General features: G+C 40.9%; 17 protein-coding genes and 1 pseudogene. 7 read left to right on the forward strand and 11 right to left on the reverse strand.

The window, feature by feature from the left end; all coding sequences use genetic code 11:
* Positions 1-22: 22 nt before the first annotated feature.
* The 3 genes from yghU to PSM_RS04675 all read right to left on the reverse strand — a co-directional run bounded on the left by yghU (position 23) and on the right by PSM_RS04675 (position 2288).
* The gene (gene yghU / locus PSM_RS04665; protein ID WP_013464431.1) at positions 23-865 is read right to left on the reverse strand and encodes a glutathione-dependent disulfide-bond oxidoreductase; all 843 of its coding nucleotides are present in this window, start codon (positions 863-865) and stop codon (positions 23-25) included.
* Between the two features lie 18 nt (positions 866-883).
* On the reverse strand, positions 884-1489 hold the full coding sequence (locus PSM_RS04670) for a rhomboid family intramembrane serine protease (RefSeq protein WP_013464432.1): 606 nt from the start codon (positions 1487-1489) through the stop codon (positions 884-886).
* 115 nt (positions 1490-1604) lie between these two features.
* Positions 1605-2288 carry a type 1 glutamine amidotransferase domain-containing protein gene (locus PSM_RS04675; protein WP_013464433.1) on the reverse strand — a complete coding sequence of 228 codons (684 nt, stop codon included), beginning with the start codon at positions 2286-2288 and terminating at the stop codon, positions 1605-1607.
* A gap of 156 nt (positions 2289-2444) precedes the next feature.
* Here PSM_RS04675 and PSM_RS04680 point away from each other — a divergent pair, with 156 nt between their 5' ends.
* Entirely contained in the window at positions 2445-3362 is a 918-nt protein-coding gene (locus PSM_RS04680; RefSeq protein ID WP_013464434.1) for a LysR family transcriptional regulator, read from the forward strand.
* Positions 3363-3368: 6 nt separating this feature from the next.
* On the opposite strand, the gene PSM_RS04685 is transcribed toward PSM_RS04680, so the two are convergent.
* The 4 genes from PSM_RS04685 to PSM_RS04700 form a co-directional block, all read right to left on the reverse strand.
* A complete protein-coding gene (locus PSM_RS04685; RefSeq protein WP_013464435.1) occupies positions 3369-4103 on the reverse strand; it encodes a dienelactone hydrolase family protein in 735 nt (244 codons plus the stop codon).
* Between the two features lie 71 nt (positions 4104-4174).
* The gene (locus tag PSM_RS04690; RefSeq protein WP_013464436.1) at positions 4175-5500 is read right to left on the reverse strand and encodes a glycerophosphodiester phosphodiesterase family protein; all 1326 of its coding nucleotides are present in this window, start codon (positions 5498-5500) and stop codon (positions 4175-4177) included.
* A gap of 69 nt (positions 5501-5569) precedes the next feature.
* Positions 5570-6424: a carboxylate/amino acid/amine transporter gene (locus PSM_RS04695; RefSeq protein ID WP_013464437.1), complete on the reverse strand. Its 855-nt coding sequence runs from the start codon at positions 6422-6424 to the stop codon at positions 5570-5572.
* Positions 6425-6524: 100 nt separating this feature from the next.
* On the reverse strand, positions 6525-8660 hold the full coding sequence (locus PSM_RS04700) for a M3 family metallopeptidase (RefSeq protein ID WP_013464438.1): 2136 nt from the start codon (positions 8658-8660) through the stop codon (positions 6525-6527).
* Positions 8661-9000: 340 nt separating this feature from the next.
* On the opposite strand from PSM_RS04700, the gene PSM_RS04705 reads away from it, so the two are divergent.
* From PSM_RS04705 to yegD, 6 genes are all read left to right on the forward strand, one after another.
* The gene (locus PSM_RS04705) at positions 9001-9873 is read left to right on the forward strand and encodes a mechanosensitive ion channel family protein (RefSeq protein ID WP_013464439.1); all 873 of its coding nucleotides are present in this window, start codon (positions 9001-9003) and stop codon (positions 9871-9873) included.
* 348 nt (positions 9874-10221) lie between these two features.
* The gene (locus PSM_RS04710; protein ID WP_013464440.1) at positions 10222-12510 is read left to right on the forward strand and encodes a TonB-dependent receptor; all 2289 of its coding nucleotides are present in this window, start codon (positions 10222-10224) and stop codon (positions 12508-12510) included.
* Positions 12511-12625: 115 nt separating this feature from the next.
* Positions 12626-12925, forward strand: a complete 300-nt coding sequence (locus tag PSM_RS04715) for a hypothetical protein (RefSeq protein WP_013464441.1) — start codon at positions 12626-12628, stop codon at positions 12923-12925.
* 96 nt (positions 12926-13021) lie between these two features.
* The gene (locus tag PSM_RS04720; protein WP_013464442.1) at positions 13022-13678 is read left to right on the forward strand and encodes an HAD family hydrolase; all 657 of its coding nucleotides are present in this window, start codon (positions 13022-13024) and stop codon (positions 13676-13678) included.
* Between the two features lie 34 nt (positions 13679-13712).
* Positions 13713-14555, forward strand: a complete 843-nt coding sequence (locus PSM_RS04725) for a DNA ligase (RefSeq protein WP_013464443.1) — start codon at positions 13713-13715, stop codon at positions 14553-14555.
* Between the two features lie 79 nt (positions 14556-14634).
* The gene (gene yegD, locus PSM_RS04730) at positions 14635-15999 is read left to right on the forward strand and encodes a molecular chaperone (RefSeq protein ID WP_013464444.1); all 1365 of its coding nucleotides are present in this window, start codon (positions 14635-14637) and stop codon (positions 15997-15999) included.
* 4 nt (positions 16000-16003) lie between these two features.
* On the opposite strand, the gene PSM_RS04735 is transcribed toward yegD, so the two are convergent.
* The 4 genes and pseudogenes from PSM_RS04735 to PSM_RS04750 all read right to left on the reverse strand — a co-directional run bounded on the left by PSM_RS04735 (position 16004) and on the right by PSM_RS04750 (position 20436).
* Positions 16004-16468 (reverse strand): methylglyoxal synthase, encoded by a 465-nt coding sequence (locus PSM_RS04735; protein WP_013464445.1) that lies wholly within the window; start codon positions 16466-16468, stop codon positions 16004-16006.
* Positions 16469-16483: 15 nt separating this feature from the next.
* A complete protein-coding gene (locus tag PSM_RS04740) occupies positions 16484-17116 on the reverse strand; it encodes a LysE family translocator (RefSeq protein ID WP_041695849.1) in 633 nt (210 codons plus the stop codon).
* A gap of 145 nt (positions 17117-17261) precedes the next feature.
* Positions 17262-19035, reverse strand: a pseudogene (locus PSM_RS04745) (S8 family serine peptidase).
* Positions 19036-19260: 225 nt separating this feature from the next.
* Positions 19261-20436: a multidrug effflux MFS transporter gene (locus PSM_RS04750; RefSeq protein ID WP_013464448.1), complete on the reverse strand. Its 1176-nt coding sequence runs from the start codon at positions 20434-20436 to the stop codon at positions 19261-19263.
* Positions 20437-20485 lie beyond the last annotated feature (49 nt).

Consider the following 20485-nt stretch of genomic DNA (forward strand, 5'->3'; position numbering starts at 1 on the left):
GCTTATTGAACTGTTTTGACTTTTATTTAAAGTCTTGAGCCGTGTGGCGCTCTGCCATTTGCTCTTCTTCCGGGCCCCACGTACGATTAACGCGACGACCTCGTTTTACGCCTGGGCGTGCAGCCACTTGTTTAGCCCAACGAACCACATGGGTATAAGATGCAACATCTAAAAACTCTGCCGCGTCGTATAGGTCACCTAAAACCAGTGAGCCATACCACGGCCAAATAGCAATGTCGGCAATTGAATATTCACTGCCTGCCATGTATTCATTGTCACTTAAATGGCGGTTTAGTACATCAAGCTGGCGCTTAGTTTCCATGGTAAAGCGGTCAATCGGGTATTGCATTTTACTCGGTGCATAACTGTAAAAGTGGCCAAACCCACCGCCTAAGTAAGGTGCTGAGCCCATTTGCCAAAATAGCCAGTTACGACACTCTGTTTTGGCTTTGAGATCATTAGGAATAAAGGCATCAAATTTTTCGCCTAAGTATTGTAAAATAGCACCTGACTCAAATATGCGTGTTGGCGGTGTGGTTGAATGATCCATCAGCGCGGGTATTTTTGAGTTCGGGTTTATATCAACAAAGTCAGAGCCAAACTGATCGCCTTCACCAATATTAATTAAATACGCATCGTATTCGGCATCGGTTAAGCCAAGCTCTAAAAGCTCTTCAAACATAATACTAACTTTTTGGCCATTGGGTGTTGCCAGCGAATAAAGCTGAAATAGATGTTCGCCAATCGGTAATGTTTTGTCATGAGTAGCGCCTGCAATGGGGCGATTTATACTAGCAAATTTACCACCACTTTCACTGTCCCATGTCCATACTTTAGGCGGGATGTATTCGTTGTTTTCACTCATAAATAACCTCTATCTATATTAAACGCGTGTTTTAGTTGTTGCTTGCTGATTTTTTAATTTATCTGCTTTTGCTAGTTTATAACCTAAAAACAATCCACTTAATGCACCAAAAAAATGGCTCTCAAACGAGATATGAAAACGCTGCGGTAATACGCCCCAGATAAAGCCACTGTATAAAAATGCTACGATAACAGCGATGGAAATCGATTTAAATGAACGCCTTACAATGCCATAGCATAAAATAAATCCCCACAAACCATAGATGACACCGCTTAGACCCACATGAATATTACTGCGGGCAAACATCCAAACGAATAAGCCACCTACTAAAGCGGTGAATATAAATACACTATAAAAGCGCTGTACGCTGTACTGGCAAATTAACCAGCTTAATACAGCAAATGGCAACATATTACTGGCAAAATGCCACCAGCTACCGTGTAAAAAGGGAGCACAAAGAATACCAACCAACCCTTGAATACTTCTTGGATAAATACCTAAACCGTTTAAATTAATGCCAGGTAGGCTATTAATAAGCTGCAATACAAAACAAATAATAATAATGCTAAAAATAGCAAAACGGGTACTGGTAATAAGTGAAAGCGTGTTTGGTTTAGTGGCCATAGTGTGATCCTAATTTACCGAAAGTGTTGCCAGTATAGGAATTGTATAAGGTAATGAAAAGCAATTAAAAAAGCACAGCATAAAATGCTGTGCTGATTTGAGTTGTTGGCTGCTATTAACCTAGTTTAGTTAATAGCTTTTTAGCTGCAAGTTCTGAGCTTGCCGGGTTTTGACCGGTGATCAATAAACCATCTTCAAGAGCAAGCACGCCCCAATCGTCGGTTTTTTGGTAATCGCCACCTTTTTTGATAAGTTCGTCTTCAACTAAAAATGGAACAATGTCAGTAAGTTGTACAGCAGCTTCTTCGCTGTTAGTAAAGCCCGTTACTTTTTTACCGGCGACTAATGCATTGCCATCAGCGTCTTTAACATTTAAAAATACCGCACTTGCATGACACACGCCAGCGACTGGTTTTTGCTCTTTAATAAAGCTTTCAATGAGCGATACTGAATCGGTGTTATCGACTAAATCCCATAAAGGGCCGTGACCACCAGGGTAAAATACGGCGTCGTAATCAGAAGAGTTTACTTCGCTTAAAACTTTGGTATTTGCCATCAGTGTTTGTGCACCACTGTCTGCATCGTAACGTTTGGTTGCCTCAGTTTGAAAATCAGCAAGTGTACTAGTTGGGTCAATCGGTGGCTGACCGCCGTTTGGAGAAGCCAATGTTACTTTAATACCTGCATCAACAAATGCGTAATAAGGGGCTGCAAATTCTTCTACCCAAAAACCAGTTTTTTCGCCTGTGTTACCAAGCTCTGCATGTGATGTAAGAACCATTAGTATTTTTTTAGCCATGTAAGGTATTCCTTATGATGATTTAAATTAATTAATCTTGCTTGATAAATACTATATGCACTAAGAGAGCTTTAAACAACGATGATAAATTTAACTTAATTGATTCAATAATTGATACAATAAGAGGGTTGAAGTTAAAACCGCATTGGAGCACCTATGAAAGTCTCGTTTGAACAGTTAAAAAGCATGGTGGTATTTGCACAAATTGTAGAGCAGGGCAGCTTAACTGCAGCGGCAAAACAATTAGGGCTGACCCGTGCTGTAGCGAGTTATCACTTAAAAAAATTAGAAACACAGCTCGAAGTGACGCTACTTAACCGTTCTACCCGCACCATGGCGCTAACCGAAGCCGGAATGGCCTATTATGAGCGTTGCCGTGTTATTACAGAGCAAGCTAATGCCGCTAATCAGCAAATAGAAAATATAAAAAGCGAACCCCAAGGGCTATTAAAAATAAGCTGCCCCGTAAATGTGGGGATGCAGTTGATTGTACCGGCAATAAATACCTTTAAGCGCCAGTACCCTAAAATTGATATAGATTTACAGCTCACGGATGACGTTGTGGATATTATTAAGCACGGGTTTGATTTTGCGATTAGAGGGGTTGCACTGCGCGATTCGAACTTACAAGCCACTAAGCTCACTACTATGAGCACGTGTATTTGTGGTGCGCCCGATTATTTTGCGCATTTTGGCAAACCCACTACACCCGATGAGTTGGTAAAGCATCAGTGGGTGGTTTATCAATTAGGTAGTAAAACGCTGACCTTACAAAAAGAAGGCAAAAAGGTCGATATTACAATGCAAGGTAGTTTAAGCACCAATAACGCTGCTGCACGCACTGCGTTTGTAGAGGCGGGGCATGGTCTTGGCCGTATTCCACTTTACGATGCATGGCCAAAAGTACAAGCGGGTTTGCTGCAAATTATACTTGATGATTATAAAAGCAAAGACATTGAGCTTTATGGGGTGTTCCCGCCTGGGGCGGCGGGCTCTAAAAAACTGCGTTTGTTTATTGATTATTTAAAAGCGTATTTTGTAAAGCAACATACCGCATTAGGTATGCTTAAATAATAGCGCTTAAAGCACTCGGTTAAACAAAGCAACGGCTTGTTGATACATGGTGATAGCAAGTGCTGCGTCGTACCGCTCGCCTTCATCACGCATAAAGGCATGTTGCGCGTTCACTTCTTGCCATTGGTAATTAATACCCGTACTAACCGCTTGTTGATAAATTTTGTCGCGACCTTGTTGTGGCACATGAGGGTCTTGTTTTCCCCAAATAAAGTGGATTTCACCTTGTATATCGGCCATACGTTCAAATGAATTATTCCCTTTATGTGCGGGAAGAGTATCGCTATGAATATCAGTGGCATATAAGCAAAAAGCGGCTTTTATTGCGGGGTTTAATGCGGCCCTATAAGCTAAATGCCCACCAATACAAACACCCATTGCACCCACAGAGCCAGTACAATAATCGTGTGTTTGCACAAAGTCGATTAACGCTTGGGTATCGCTGTCGTGAGATTCAAGCGGTTTTGCCCATTTATCTTTATTGCCTTTATCTTTACCCGCATCGTCATAAGCAAGCACTGTCCCGATAGGGTTAAGCTCATGAAAAACTTCTGGCACAAGTACCACAAAACCATGGCTTGCTAAAATAGCGGCGCTGCGAGCAATAGGCGCGGTTTGCTGAAAAATCTCAGAGTAAAAAATAATGGCTGGGAATTGCCCGTGAGCGTGTGGGCGATAAACTGTAGTGCGCATTAACCCCGTTGGGGTAGGCAAGTCAGCATGGTGGTGTTGGATGATCATAAAAGCGCTCAATTAAATAATATATAAAATATATGGTAACTGAGCGCGATAAAATAAACACGCCTTAAAGTCTAAATACTTGCAGGCATGTTATTACAGCTAGCATAGTAACTTACGGTTGCTGGCCAATCGGAAAAGATACCCATTACACCTACGTCTTGCGCTAACACATCAACCACAGTGAACATATCGCCATCGTTATCTATAACATCACTAATTGACTGATAATAATAACCGCCACCTTGATTTAGAGGGCCTGAGCGCTCAAGACTCCACGCAATAATATTAAGCCCCGCGGCTTTAGCATCAATAGCATACTGTGAGGGGACAATATTACTGTTGTTATCTATGCTTAATAGCATCCATATGGGTGGCGCAATAATTTTAACGCCGTCGTTTACGAGCTCTGCCATAGATGGCTGCCATGTTGCAGCGTTGTTTGGATCAAACCCTGCATTGCTGTCGCGCCCATCTAAATAGACACTCTGCGCTGCAAATTCAGGATTAGTATTAATCCAATATTTTACGTCAGCTAAATTAAATGATTGCGGATACACTCGCGAAGCGGGTACTTCCATTTGCGTGTATTCATTCAGCATTTTTTGTGCGTATTGCGTTTGGGTCATACCGTTAAAGGGCATACTCACTTGAGGGGATTTAAGCTCTGGGGTCATTTTTACTCCCAGCTCTTTAAAGAGTGCAATACTTTGTTTGTGGGTCATGAGTGTGCCAGAGGTGGCGTATAAGTCAGTGCGCCAACTGGGTGTACCTTTCATGTAATCGCTAACATTGGTGGCACTGGTGTTTGCGCCATCCATCTTGCCCTCAAGAGTTAAAAATTCTGCCAAACTAATATCACTGGTACAACATTTAGCTGAAGCAGGCGTGCCACTGTTAGAGTTTGCAGGGGTAAATGGCTCACTACATTTAGCAGCCAATGTTGGAATGGCTAAAATATTGGTGGTGGTGTGCAAGTCGCACTGAGAATGACGACATACTAGCTCTTTATCATTGGTAAAGGTGACATCGCATTCGACAACACCTGCTCCCATGCGAGCGGCTGCAATATAAGATTCTTTAGTGTGTTCTGGGTATTGCATTGGAGCACCGCGGTGACCAATTGAAAAATCAGTACGATAAAAAGGACCTTCTTTGCACGATTCTAATTTTGTTTTTAGTGCGCTGTCAGCCATATCGTCAATTAAGTAGTCGGGGCGAGTACCTAGTTGCGTATTGGTGCCTTGAGCTACTTCAACAATAACCGGGGTAGGTACTTCAACAATTTCAACGTTAGTGTTGGTAACAACCACTTCTTTTTCGACTATTTTTACATCGTCATCACAGCCAGTAAGTGAGCTTAATAATAAAAAAGTTGTCAGAAAAGGTATGCGCTTCATTATTTGTCCTTAAAAATAAAAGTGGACGCTACCTTACTAATTATTAATGACAATTTCACTACAGAGTGATTAATTTGCTGATTTAGTTATTATTTGGTTTACCACTAAGGCAACTAGCATCACTCCCCCGCCAATGCTTAATCTAAGTAGGTCAGCGTCTCGATTCCAAATAAGCACATTAACAATTATACCGGCAGGAATAAGTAAGTTGTTCATCACCGCCAGCGCACCAACATTGACAAGCGTCGCGCCTTTATTCCACATAAAGTAGCCTAAACCAGAGGCCACAATACCTAAATAAATAAGTATGCCCCATTGAGTTGAGGTACTTGGTAATTTGTTAAGATCACCAAATAAGGCGTAACAGGCGCTTGCAACAATTAGTGCGCCAATAAAAAACCAACCAAATACGGTTTTATCATCGAGTTGTTTATTAAGCATTAATCGTTTGTAGGTTACTTGGCCGATGGCAAAACTAATATTAGCGCCTTGAACCAGTAATAATCCGACTAAAAAGTTACTGTCTAAGTTTTCATAACGAATGGTAATAGCACCTAGTACGGCAATAAACGCAACGATAAAAAACTGCGGATTAAACTGTTTATTTAGCGCATCGTTTAAAAGCGTAATGTAAAGCGGGGTCATTACAGTAAATAACAGCACCTCAGGCACACTTAAAAACAAAAATGAGTGGTAATAAAAGCCATACATAACCCCCAGTTGCAGTGCGCCTATCAGCATGAGTTTACATGCAAGCGGGGTGGGGGTTTTCTTTAAAAAAGGCAAAAATACTAACGCTGCTAAAGCCACACGAATTAACACACTAAACCATGCGTCAACTTGGCCTGCTAAATACACACCAATTAAACTAAACGAAAACGCCCAAAGAAGGGTAACTGCAAATAAATAGCCCATAACACTCATCTTGTCTTAAATAATGGTGTCAGTTTATCTGTTATGTATTGTTCTATAAACAATAAAAGCCCGCAAGCGGGCTTTTATATCAGTTGATTAAAAATATTAATTAATCAACTAAACCACGGCGCTTAAGCAGGGCGTCAGTGGTTGGTTTTTGGCCTCTAAACTCAATGTAGCTTTGCATTAAGTCACGGCTATTACCTTTTGATAGGATCTCTTTACGGAACTTATCGCCATTTTCGCGCGTTAAGCCACCGTTGTTTTCCATGTGAGCAAACGCATCGGCTGCAAATACTTCAGTCCACAGGTAAGCGTAGTAACCCGCTGAGTAACCACCTGCAAACGTATGGCTAAAGTAGTTTGATTTATAACGCGGTGGAACAGGGTAGTAATCAATACCATGTGCCTTTAATGCGTCACTTTCAAACTGCTGTACGTCAGTTACTTTCTTATCAGAACCAAATGAGTGCCATTCCATATCCAGTAGTGCTGCTGCTAAATATTCAGTGGTACCAAAACCTTGGTTGAACTTTTGCGACTCAAGTACTTTATCAAGTAGTGCTTGAGGAATTGGCTCACCTGTTTTGTAATGCTTAGCGTAGTTAGCTAATACACTTGGCTCAATCATCCAGTCTTCATGTGCTTGTGATGGAAATTCAACAAAATCACGCGCTGTAGCAGTACCTGCTAGGCTTGGGTATTTAACGTCAGAGAATAAACCGTGTGCTGCATGACCAAACTCATGGAACATAGTCGACACTTCGTCAAACGTCATTAACGTTGGCTCGCCTTCTGCTGGCTTTGGAATATTTTGTGCATTATAAATAACCGGTTTTGTGCCTTTTAAGCCGCTTTGGCTTACGTATGCACTCATCCATGCACCGCCACGTTTACCTTCACGTGCATATGGGTCCATGTAAAATAAGCCTATTGCGCTGCCATCAGCATTAAATACTTCAAACGCCATGACGTCTTCGTGATAAAGCGGTAGGTCTTTACGCTCTTTGAATGTAATGCCGTAAAGTTTTTCCATTGCAAAGAATAAACCGTTATGAATAACCGATTGCATTTCAAAGTAAGGCTTAACTAAGGCTGGATCTAGGTCGTATTTTTCAGCACGTACTTTTTCTGCATAGAAAGACCAATCCCATGGTTTTAGTTCAAAACTTTCACCAGAATCGTTAATTACTTTTTGAATCGCTTTTGCTTCTGCTTGCGCTTTTTCAACTGCTTTTGGCGCTAGGTCATCTAAAATACCGTACACGTTATCAGTGGTTTGCGCCATGCGTGAAGTCATTACATACGAAGCCCAATCTTTAAAGCCTAACAGTTCTGCTTTTTGTGCACGCAGGTTAGTTTCTTTAATAATGATAGGGCCGTTGGTTTTAGCTGCACGGTTGGTTGATGCTTTAAAAATCTGCTCACGCAGTTCACGGTTTTCAAGGCTAGATAAAATAGGCTGTTGTGTGGTGTTCACTAGGGTGATCATGTAGCCATCTTTGCCTGCTTTTTTAGCAGCTGCTGCAAGACCTGCAATTTCACCTTCAGATAAACCAGCTAGTTTGCTTTTATCTGTTACTAAAATGACGTCTTCTTTAAACGATTTTAATACGTTTTGAGAAAACTCAGTTGATAGTTTTGCAAGCTCAGCGTTGATTTCACGCATTTTTGCTTTTTCAGCATCGTTTAATTTTGCACCGGCTTTAACAAACTGTTTGTAGTAAAAATCGACTAGGCGTTGATCTTCAGCGCTTAACTTATCTTTATTGTCGTATACCGTTTGTACACGTTTAAACAATGCACCATTTAAATAAATGTCATCAGAGTGAGCCGAGAAAACTGGCGCCATTTTTTTATCAATACGTTGGTACTCATCGTTTGAGATAAGGCCAGATAGGTTATAAAACGCAGCTGATGCGCGGTTTAGTAGCTCGCCTGCCAGTTCCATTTCAACTAAAGTGTTTTCAAAAGTGGCTGGCGCTGGGTTGTTGGCAATTGCCAGTATTTCTGCATTGTGCTGTGCAATACCTGCATCAAATGCGGCTTCGTATTCAGTCGTACCAAACTTATCAAACTCAGGTGCCATGTATTGAAGTGGACTTGGTTTGAACAATACATTGCTTGCGTTAATGTCTTGAACTTGCGCTGCGGTTTCTTGTGTTGTTTCTTTAGTGCTCTCAGAAGAGCAGGCAGATAATAAAAGTGCACTAGCAATCGTAGTGGCAATCAGTGTTTTACGCATAATAACTCCATAGAAAAAATAGCCGAAATAGGCTTAGTGAGTCGAAAACACAGTTAACTTACCAAATTTTGACTTATATACAACAAAGTTTATCGATTTAAAGCAGGATTTAAACTCAAATTAGATTGCAAAAACAGCTTTAGTAGATAAAAGCAGCAGTAAACAGCCCAAATTACCCCAAGCTCAATGCAAGCATGTCGACACGAGGCAATCACGGTTGTTTTACCGTCATTATTTTAAACAGACTGTTACTTATTTAATTTAACCACATGCTAGACTCACTCAATTATTAGCATTTACTGATTTACTAACTGCTAGCTTATTTTTATATGGAATAATCATGAATATAGAACAAATTAACGACATACTAGGTTTTGTGCTGTTTAGTTATAACGACGTACATATTACGGTTGCTAAAGTCATTCAAGTCCCACTGATTTTATTTACTATGTGGTTTGTGGTTACACGTATTGGTAAATTGATTAAGAAGTCATTACTTGCTCGAAAAATGAGCCCAGATGCAGTGCATTTATTCACGCGTTTTTATTTTATTTTAAGTATTGCGATTTTACTTTTTACCTCCCTTGAGGTGCTCAACATTCCACTAACCGCATTTGCCTTTGTATCGGGTGCCATTGCCATTGGTGTGGGGTTCGGTGCACAAAATATTATTAATAACTTTATTAGCGGTTGGATATTAATGTGGGAGCGGCCAATCCGTATTGGCGATTTTCTAGAAGTTGGCACTGCAAAAGGGGTGGTTGAAACTATTAACACTCGCTCTACCCGCATTCGCAGAAACGACGGGGTGCATATGTTGATCCCTAATAGCCAGTTATTAGAAAATACGGTTACAAACTGGACGCTCATTGATGGCAATGCGCGCTCGTCGGTAAGCGTAGGCGTAGCTTATGGCTCTGATGTATTACTGGTTAAAAAGTTAATTCAGCAAGTATTAGATGAACATGAAGCAATATTAACAACGCCTCAATCAACCGTATTGTTTGATGACTTTGCCGACAGCTCGCTGGTCTTTAATGCTATTTTTTGGGTGTGCGCTGAATCTGAAACTCGCTTAAGACAAGTGCGCAGTGATATTCGCTTTAGTATTTATGAAGTGTTTGAACAACACGATGTGGTTATTGCATTCCCGCAGCGAGATATTCATATTGATGGTGAAATTGCACTCACACGTTCTTTAGTGAAAAAGTAGTATCTAGAAAGTACCGCTTTATTTTGCTATATTTTTTAATAATTCATTGTAAGGACATATGTCCGCTTTTTGGTTGTTTAGTTGCTAAAAGTACACTAAAAGTCGGGATAGTGCGCTTAAGTGTTAAAAATAAGTTTATATTTTTAACACTCAGTATGCGGTAAATTAATTACAGCATGGTATAATCTCGCGCATTCAGTCAGCCTTATTTATGCCGTTTTTGTACTCTCGGTAATAAGGTCCGCGCCGCATAGAGCAAGTCGCGAAAAATTGACTGAATCCGTAATTATGTAATTGCGCAACACATCAACCGTTGAACAAGAGTGCACTAAAAAGGTTAACCCCGACATGAAAGCAATGAAAAGATCTACGTTAGCAACCCTTATCAATGCAACGTTGTTCTCTGCCGTAGCAGGTACTTCAATTTCAGCCCTAGCTGCTGAGCAAGAAACTACTGCTAAGAAGAACCAACTAGAAGTTATTCAAGTAACTGCTCGTAAACGAGTAGAAAACGCTCAAGAAGTACCTGTTGCTGTTTCAGCCCTGCAAGGCGACAGTTTAGATGCTTACAGCTCAGCTGGTATGGATATTCGTTTTATGAATGCGAAAATCCCAAGTTTATCTATTGAATCTTCATTTGGCCGTTCATTCCCACGCTTTTATGTACGTGGTTTAGGTAACACTGATTTCGATTTGAATGCTTCACAGCCTGTGTCACTTGTGGTTGATGAAATTGTACAAGAAAATGCTATTTTAAAAGGTTTCCCTGTATTTGACGTAGCCCGTGTTGAAGTGCTTCGTGGCCCACAAGGTACGTTGTTCGGCCGTAATACGCCTGCTGGTCTAGTTAAATTTGATACCGTTAAACCAAGTCAAGAATTTGAAGGTTATGGCTCTGTATCATACGGTAGCCGTGGCGCAGTTGATTTTGAAGGCGCAGTTGGTGGTTCATTAACAGACCGTTTATCAACGCGTGTTTCAGTACTTTGGCAAGACAAAGACGATTACATTGATAATCGCGCACCGGGCTTTGAACAAAAAGATGCCTTAGGTGGTTACACTGAACAAGCTGCACGTATTCAATTTTTATATGAAGGTGACGATTTCACTGGATTATTAAACTACCATGTCCGTGATTTAGATGGCTCTCCAATTGCCTTTCGTGCCAATACTATCAAGCCTGGCACTAACGACTTAGTTGATGATTTTGAAAATGATGTGGTTTACCACGATGCCGCATCGCGTGCGACGCAACAAGTGGAATCACAAGGTGCAAGCCTTAAACTTGAGTGGGACTTAGCTAACCACACAGTAACGTCAATCTCTGGTTGGGAAAGTGCAGAAATTTACTCTCGTGCTGACATTGATGGTGGTTACGGTGGATTCTCTATCAATGATGTTCCAGTAGCTATGGGTCCTGGTTTTATTCCTTTTTCTTCAGAAAGTGCTGATGGTATTCCAGACCAAGACCAATACACGCAAGAGTTACGTTTATCAAGCAACTTTGCTGGCGATGTAAATTACCAGGTGGGTGTTTTTTACTTCGACGAAGCATTAACGATTGAAAACTTTAGCTATGATACGGCTAATAATGGCGTATTAAATGGGTTTGTTAGCCAACAGCAAGACACTAAAGCATGGGCTGTGTTTGGCTCAGTTGATTACACCATTACTGATGATTTAAAAGTAACCGCGGGCCTTCGTTATTCAGACGATGAGAAAGAGTTCTCAGCAAATCGTACGCTTAGCCCTGTAGGTGGTGCTGCTACTTACATTGAAAAAAATGTAAGCGATGATCACGTAAGCTGGGATTTATCGGCTAACTACAAAGTCAATGATGACGTAAACTGGTATGGCCGCATTGCTAACAGTTTCCGTGCACCGAGTCTTCAAGGTCGTATCTTATTTGGTGATGAAGTAACCGTTGCTGATTCAGAGACTGTTACTTCGTTTGAGACAGGTATTAAATCTGATGTGTTAGATGGCCAAGGCCGTGTTAACGCAACGGTATTTTATTACACCATGGACGACCAACAGCTAACGGCTGTAGGTGGTGGTGCTAACTTTAACCGCTTATTAAATGCTGATAAAACAACTGGCTACGGTTTCGAAATTGATTCTGAGTGGGTGTTAACGGATGAGCTAAATGCCACATTTAACTTAAGCTACAACAAAACCGAGCTTAAAGACAAAGATTTAGCCGTTGCTGTGTGTGCACAATGTACTGTTACTGATCCTACGTTCCAAGTACCAGGTGCATTTGGTCCTGAAGACCGTGCTATTTTAGATGGAAACAGCTTACCGCATGCTCCAGAGTGGATCTCTAACATCACACTTCGTTACACTAAAGAACTCGCTGAAGGTGAATTCTTCACTTACGCTGATGTGTCTTACCGTAGTGAAATTGACTTTTTCTTATATGAATCAGTTGAGTTTGAAGGTAAGCCATTAACAGAAATAGGCCTACGTGCTGGTTATGCATGGGCACAAGGCGACTACGAATATGAAGTATCAGCATTCGTGCGTAACCTATTTGACGAGCAACAAGCAATTGGTGGTGTTGATTTCAACAACAACACAGCAATGGTTAACGAAGAGCGTTACATTGGTGCTGAATTTAAAGTTAACTTTTTCTAATCGAAAAATTTAACGTTAAATTGTAATTATTGATAAAAGCCTGCCTAGTGCAGGCTTTTTTATTTTTGTAGAGCTGCTAAAGTAGCGCTCATATGTTTATTAAAGAGAAAAAGTAATGGCTGGATTTTGGAATTACCGTGTAATTTTTTGTGAAGCAACCAAAGATGAAGCGGCGCAATATCAAATACATGAAGTGGAATATAACCTAAATGGTAAAGTAACTAACTGGTCAGAAACGGGTGCAGCGCCGTTTGGTACCACGTTAGATGAACTAAAAGATGATGCTGAGCGCTTAAAAACCGCATTTGAGAAACCCGTACTTAAAGTGATGCGCAAAGCCCGTGGTTACGAGTTAGTTGATGTAAACACCGGTGAAGACGCTTATGCTGAGCCGCCAGCAGGCTTGACTGAGTAACACACATTAATGAAAGGTGCTTAGGCACCTTTTTTAATATTCAGGGCATAGGCTAAACAACTAAACAGCTAAACAGCTAAACAACAAGGAGAAAGTATGTCTATTGAAGCGGTATTATTTGATATGGATGGCACGTTAGTTGATTCTGAAAGTGTGCATTATATCTGTTGGAGCCAATTACTTGCGCCTTTTGGTGTGCGTTATGACGAAGATGATTTTTGCCAGCGCTTTTCTGGGCGCCCCACGATTGACGCTGCAAAGGAAATAAAACAAACCCATAACTTGTCTGTGAGTAGTCGCTATTTAGCGGATGAAAAATACCGTTTGTTTAGCAAATTCGTTCAAACCAATTTACCGCCTTTAATGCCTTATGCTGCAGATATTTTATTCGCGGTTAAAGAGCAAGGCTTAAAAATGGCGTTAGTAACAGGCAGCGCACGCCATGAAGCTGAGCCAATACTAAAAGGATTAGGGTTTTATGATTTATTTGATACGGTGGTTACAAAAGACGATGTAACCAATCCAAAGCCTGCCGGTGATCCCTATTTATTAGCACTTAAAAATATGCAGGTCGCTGCAAAAAATGCGATTGCCGTTGAAGATACCTTCACTGGTGTAACAGCAGCAAATAATGCAGCCTTAGCCGTTGTAGCGATTGCTAATAAGCACACCGAGCAGCACGACTTCAGTAAAGCAACACAGCAAATGGATAACCTTGAAGAATTTTGGCAATGGCTTCAATCTCAACTATAGTTTAAGCCATATTTAAATTTGCAAGGATGCAGTTATGGTTACTATTCAAAGATACCTATTTATTTTTTTAACGCTTTTTAGTGCGAGTTTATTAGCGCAATTGCCGCAGGTGCAACTCGCTGATGTTTATGATGAAACTAAGCATAACGATATTCGCCAATATTTGGTGAGTGAAAAGTTTGACGGCGTTAGAGCAATATGGACGGGGAAACAATTTGTTACCCGCCAAGGTAATCCAATTAATCCTCCTAAGTGGTTTACCGCCCCTTTGCCTGATGTTTGGTTAGACGGTGAGTTATGGACCAAGCGGGGTCAATTTTCTGTTCTCAGTGGTATTGTTAGAACAAAAATACCCGACGACTTACTCTGGCAAACAGTGACTTATCAAGTATTTGATATGCCAGATACAAACACGCCTTTTCATCGTCGCTATCAAAATTACCTGTCACTCATTACTCAGCTAAATAGTCCTCACATCAAGGCGGTAAAACAATATCAATTTAGTGATAATCAGCAACTAAGCGATTATTTTAATAAGGTGACCAAACAAGGCGGGGAGGGCGTTATGCTTCATTTAGCAGAGGCTAAGCATACGAGTGGTCGCTCTAGTGCATTGTTAAAACTCAAACCTTATTTGGATGCTGAAGCGCTAGTTATTGAATATTTACCAGGTAAAGGTAAATACACAGGTATGCTCGGGGCATTGCGAGTGCAAACCAAGCAAGGCGTAACCTTTTCTATTGGCACGGGCTTTAGTGATGAAGAACGCAAGCGTCCGCCAGCCATTGGTTCAACAATCACTTATCGATACCACGGATACACTAAAAATGGTTTACCGCGTTTTGCTAGCTTTTTGCGAGAAAGACCCGAAAAATAAAGAGTTTAGGCCAATTCAGTATATATTTTTTAGCAATTATGCTAAATTGCGCGGCCTTTTTGGTAATGTTTGGTGATCTATGTTTGTTGGTTTTGATTATGGTAGTTCTAATTGTGCTATGGGTGTTTTAAACGAAGAGCGTGTTCAGCTTATCCCTTTAGAGCAAGGCAAACATTATCTTCCATCAACTTTATACACTCATCATAGCGCCTTAGTCGTTGATTTTGTTGCGCAGCATTTGCAGGGCTCAGAGCATGAGCATGCCTATAAAACCGCGCGCCAACCCTTGCTTAATACGCTCCCGCGAATTAAATCAGACCTAGACTTACAAGCCGGCGACGACACCCTATTCATTGGCCGCGAGGCGATTAGTGAATATGTGCAATTTCCTGAAGAAGGTTATTTTGTAAAATCCCCTAAATCATTTTTTGGCGCAACGGGCTTAAAGCAAGGGCAAATCAATTTTTTTGAAGATATTGCTACAGCAATGATTTTAAAAATAAAACAACGTGCTGAATTATCGTTAGGGTATATGCTGAGCCAAACTGTTATTGGTCGCCCAGTGAATTTTCAAGCGGTTGGCGGTGAGCAGTCAAATCAACAAGCCGTGGGCATTTTAACACGCGCAGCAAACCGAGCAGGCTTTAAAGATGTTGAGTTTTTATATGAGCCACTCGCCGCTGGGATTGATTATGAAAGTGATTTAACGCAAGACCAAAAAGTATTGGTGATTGATATTGGCGGTGGTACCAGTGACTGCTCATTTGTACAAATGGGGCCAAGTTTTAGGAATAAACAACAACGAGATGCAGACTTTTTAGCACATAGTGGTAAACGTGTTGGCGGAAACGATTTAGATATTGCTTTGAGCTACCATGGTTTAATGCCATTACTCGGGCTTGGCAGTACGTTTAAATCAGGTTTACCACTACCTAATCAACCATTTTGGCAAGCTTGTAAAATTAACGATGTGAATTTACAGAGCCAGTTTTATAGTGCCCAGCATTATCGTGAACTCAGTGCGCAGTTACGCGATGTCAGCGCCCCTGAACTTTATAAACGACTTATTCACTTACAGCAAAATAAGCAAGGTCATCAATTAGTTCAACAAGCTGAAGCGGCTAAAATTGCATTAACATCCGCAAATAGTTTTAATTGTGATTTAGCCTTTTTAGATAACTCATTAAGCAAAGATATTTCAGTCGCTGATTTAGCGCTTGCTGTTGACGATAGCATTAGTCAGATTGTTACCTTGGCTAAACAGGCAATTACTGATGCGAATACCACTCCCGATGTGATTTACTTAACGGGAGGGAGTGCTCAGTCTCCATTAATTAAAGCAGCGTTGAGTGAGCATTTAGGCAACATAAAAATGGTGAACGGTGATCACTTTGGTAGTGTAACTGCTGGCCTTACTAAATGGGCCAGCATGCTTTATAAGTAAGCTACTATAGAGATATTTGTCGGGTTGCGAGGTATTTTTCGTAATCTGGCAATGTTCGCTCAAGCTCTATATCCATTAATGGTGAGCTAAGTAGCATATCGGCACTCACTTCATTACACGCCACAGGAATATTCCACACAGCAGCTAAACGTAGCAGAGCTTTAACATCGGGATCATGAGGCTGCGAAGCTAAAGGGTCCCAAAAAAAGACTAATACATGTATTTCATGCTCCGCTATTTTCGCCCCGAGTTGTTGATCGCCGCCCATAGGGCCACTTAATAATTGAATAACATCAAGCCCTGTTGTTTTCTCAATTAAATGCCCAGTAGTCCCTGTGCCATATAAAGTGTGTTTACTTAGAGTGGCCTTATGTTTTTCGCACCATAACTTAAGCGCGGCTTTTTTGCCGTCATGTGCTACTAAGGCTATATTTTTTTGCGCAGGTAGAGATTGTATTTTTTGATCCATGCTGATTCTTATTAGTTAGAGTAATAAATTGATAGCCAAGGCAATAAATACAATGCCTGTGAACCTATCAATCCAGAGCTGGCTATTTGGGTGATTTCTAAAAAATTGAGCTATTTTATCGCCGAAATAAATATACGTGCAGTCAATCGGAAAAGCAAAGATTGGATACAGTAGCCCAAAAAACGCCAGCTGAAAGGTTGCAGATGACAAGCTAGGGTCAACAAATTGTGGGATAAAAGCAATAAAAAACAAAGCCACCTTAGGATTTAGTACTTCGGTCATCATAGCTTGAAACATCACGTTTTTGTTTTTATTGGTGGTAACATGAGGCTTATCTTCTTGCTCGCAAATGGGGGGCTTAAAGGTGTCTTTAAGCATCATAAACCCTAAGTAACATAAATAGGCTGCACCTGCATATTGTACGCTGGCATAGGCAGTTTCAGAGGCTTTTAAAATAGCGCTTAAACCGACAACCGCAAAAAATGTATGTACTACGCCACCTAACGCAAAGCCAAAAGCACTCTGCATACCTGCTTTTCGCCCATTTGCAAAAGTTTGCGCCATTAAAAACGCGTTTGATGGCCCAGGCGCAACGGCCATTAAAAAGCTGGCGAGTAAAAATGAGAGCAAAAAGTCAGGGTTGATCATTAAATAGTACGAAAAAGAAGTGGTAAGTGATTTTATCAAGCAATGAGAAAAATAAAAAGCGGGCATATTGCCCGCTAAGTTGAGGATACTAAATTGTTATAAAACTAGCCGTTATACTTTTAAACATAACGAAGTGCTAAATTTATTAAAAACTAACGGTGATATTATTTGAACACACCGTAGTGCTCAGCGCTTCACATACTTGATATGTATACGTACCACCCCCTTTAGTATTTATACTGTCGGTGTAGGCATTGTTATTTGTTGTTGTTATTACTTTATTACCATTTCGGTAAATATCGACTTGGCTTGTTGCTGCACCATTCCATCTTAAATCAACAAAGCTACTGCCTCTAGATTTATAACCCGATGCTGATAATGAAATATCATCAACGCCTGGCTCGGGATCAACGCCACCCGTGCCGCCACCCGCACAGCCATTAGCTGTAAGGTAAGCATCAGCGTCTGCCGCTTTTACAATACCATAGCCAAAGTAATCATCACGACCAGCAGCCCCTTGATCTTGCGCAGTTGCTTTTAACGCATCGCGAATTTCTGTGCCTGTACAGTCGCTATGGTTAGACCATACTAGCGCAGCAATACCTGAAACTGCAGGCGTTGCCATTGACGTTCCACTCATAAAACCATAATCAGTTGCGCCAATATTAATTGTCACGTTGGCACTGGCTATTAATGTACTACGATCTTCAAATGCAGCGCCTACAGCAGGAATTGAAGCATTGTTGGTATCACCTAGTGTTGCGTATAACATGCCGGCTTCATTGTTAATAATAACCGCACCTAAACCGCCTGAGTTTTCACAATTAGCCACTTTGTCGTAAAATGAAACAACGCCGCGGTCAATCATACATACTTTACCAGCCGCTGCTGGATCAACTGTTTCGCCGGTCCCCATAAAGTAGGCACTCGCCGTGACTTGACCTGCATTTTCCATTGCTGATGAATTTTATGCTGTGCCATCGGCTGACATACTCGCTGCTGTAGCCATACCTGCAGGGTAGGTTGATAGCGTATCAACACCACCGGCTGTTACTTCTACACAAATGGTTTCATCGTTTGTTGCACGTTTACCACGACCTGATGAACAACTTGGGAATTGTGAAAAATCAGCAATTTGATTATTGGCATCATTAGCACCAACCATCATTACCCGCGGCAGCAACAACAAGGCCGCCTGCATTAGTAAAGTTAGCAAACGCATTTGATTCTGTACTGTTTGAGCCGCCGCCCCCTAAGCTCATACTAATAATGTTCGCACCTGCTTGAGAACATAAATCGGCCGCTTGAGCTAAATCAGATGAGTAACCCCAGCCTGATTCGTTAAATACTTTAATAATGTGCATTGCCACACCCAGTGCCATACCCATAACACCGAGGTTATTATCTGCAGTACCAATTGTACCGGCTACATGCTTCCCATGTGGGCCGCCATTATCAAACCAATTACCGGTGATGTTGCCCCAAATAAAGTCAGGGTTTGAGCTATCTAAGCCGGAATCGATAACACAGACTTTCATGCCTGCATTGGCATCAAAAGTTACTTGATCAACCTGTGATTGATAAACGGCATAAGGCGTAATTTGCTGCTGCATTACATCGCCTACATCATCGTTAAATAATGACATAGGTACACGCTTGTGATCTTCTTCAATGAGTTTAATATGTGGGTTGTTGAGTAGGCCTTTTAAGCTACTTAAATCTTGACCAGTAAATTTTGCGGCAATAAATCCATTACCATCTACTTTAATCTCACCACCTAGTTTTTTAGTAAGCGCTTTAACAACACCTTTTTTATTATTATCAACTTGAATGATGAAGCGATCGTTTGCAGCATGGGCAGTTCCGGCTGCAAAAATACCAGTAAGAACTAATGCTAAGGCGAGTTTATTCTTTTTCATATTATAATATCTTAGAATTAATTTATTAACTTATTGTTAACTTAAACCAGCATTAAAATAATAAAAAGCAAAAAATAAGGTGTTTTATCTACAAAAAACGAAATTGCTTAACTAAAATTAACAATTTTTAAACAAAAAATATATATTTTGTTTGGATTAGGGGCGGCTAATCAAGTAGCACCTGAATTAGCCAAAATGAGAGAAGTATTGAAAATGCGTTAGTGGCTAAGCATATTTAGCATAACGAAACAGTAAATAACAAAAAGGAATTAATAATAGAAAGTGCGTACCAATAAGCTCTGGGGTTGATAAGTTTAAGTATTGAGTAATAAAAACCAATAAGCTTGCTCCACTCATTTGCATTGCTCCCAAAAGAGCAGAGGCGGTGCCTGCTTGTTTAGGAAATAAACTCAAAGCACGCCCAGCGGCAGAGCCAAGTGTTAAAGCAAAACCAAATGCTGCAATGAACATAGGGATCATTAATGCCAATGGCGTTTTATATTGGCTTAATAACAACATAAGTAAGCCGGCACTCACTAGCACTAAAAGGCCTATTTTTAAGGCTCTTTTAGGTTGGCGTTTAATGTAAATAGGCATAATAAAACTAGCAAGAATACTAAGCACCGCATTGAGCGAGAACCAAAAGGTAAAGTCGGCTACGCTGCCACCTAATTCAGTAATGAGCCAACCGGGAGCCAGTGTTACAAACACCAATATAGCTGACATAGTGACCATACATAACAAGCTATTAAATAAAAATAATGGGGTTGAAATGATGGGGAAAAAGCGTCTTAAATCTAAAATATGCCCCTGGTAATGACTGTCTGCTGGTCGTGTTTCCCTAAACAAGAATAAGGTGACAATAAACCCCAGTAATGCAAAACCGGTTAAAAATAGAAAGTTCATTTGCCAACCAAACTGTACGGTTAGCCAAGCACCTAAAATAGGCGCTAATGCTGGAATAAAGCAAACTATACCGTTTAGATAGGTAATTATTTGGCCACTGCGTTCACTACCAAACTTATCTCTTACTATTGCAAAAGCGACAACAAAGGTAGCGCACGCGCCTAACCCTTGAATAGCACGAGCAAACATCAGTACTAAAAAGCTAGGAGCATAATATGCACCCAATGCCGCCAGTCCATACAAAGCGACCCCAGTTAAGGCGACGGGCTTTCTGCCAAAACGATCAGCGAGTGGACCTGCAATTAACTGCCCCAAACCAACAGTAAGCATAAAAATAGCCACCGTTTGCTGTACTTGCTTTTCGCTCACTGAGAATTGCTCTGCGATAGTGGGAAAGGCAGGCAGGTAAATATCAATGCCCATCGGACAAAAAATGACGAGTAACGCTAAGATAAGTAATAAAGTAAAATTGGGTTTAGCGGGCTGTGTATGCATCAGGTCTCCTTTTGTCGGTATTTTAAGTGGCGACTGATGAAAAAGAAAG

This window comes from Pseudoalteromonas sp. SM9913, from assembly GCF_000184065.1.
Taxonomy (GTDB): domain Bacteria; phylum Pseudomonadota; class Gammaproteobacteria; order Enterobacterales; family Alteromonadaceae; genus Pseudoalteromonas; species Pseudoalteromonas tetraodonis.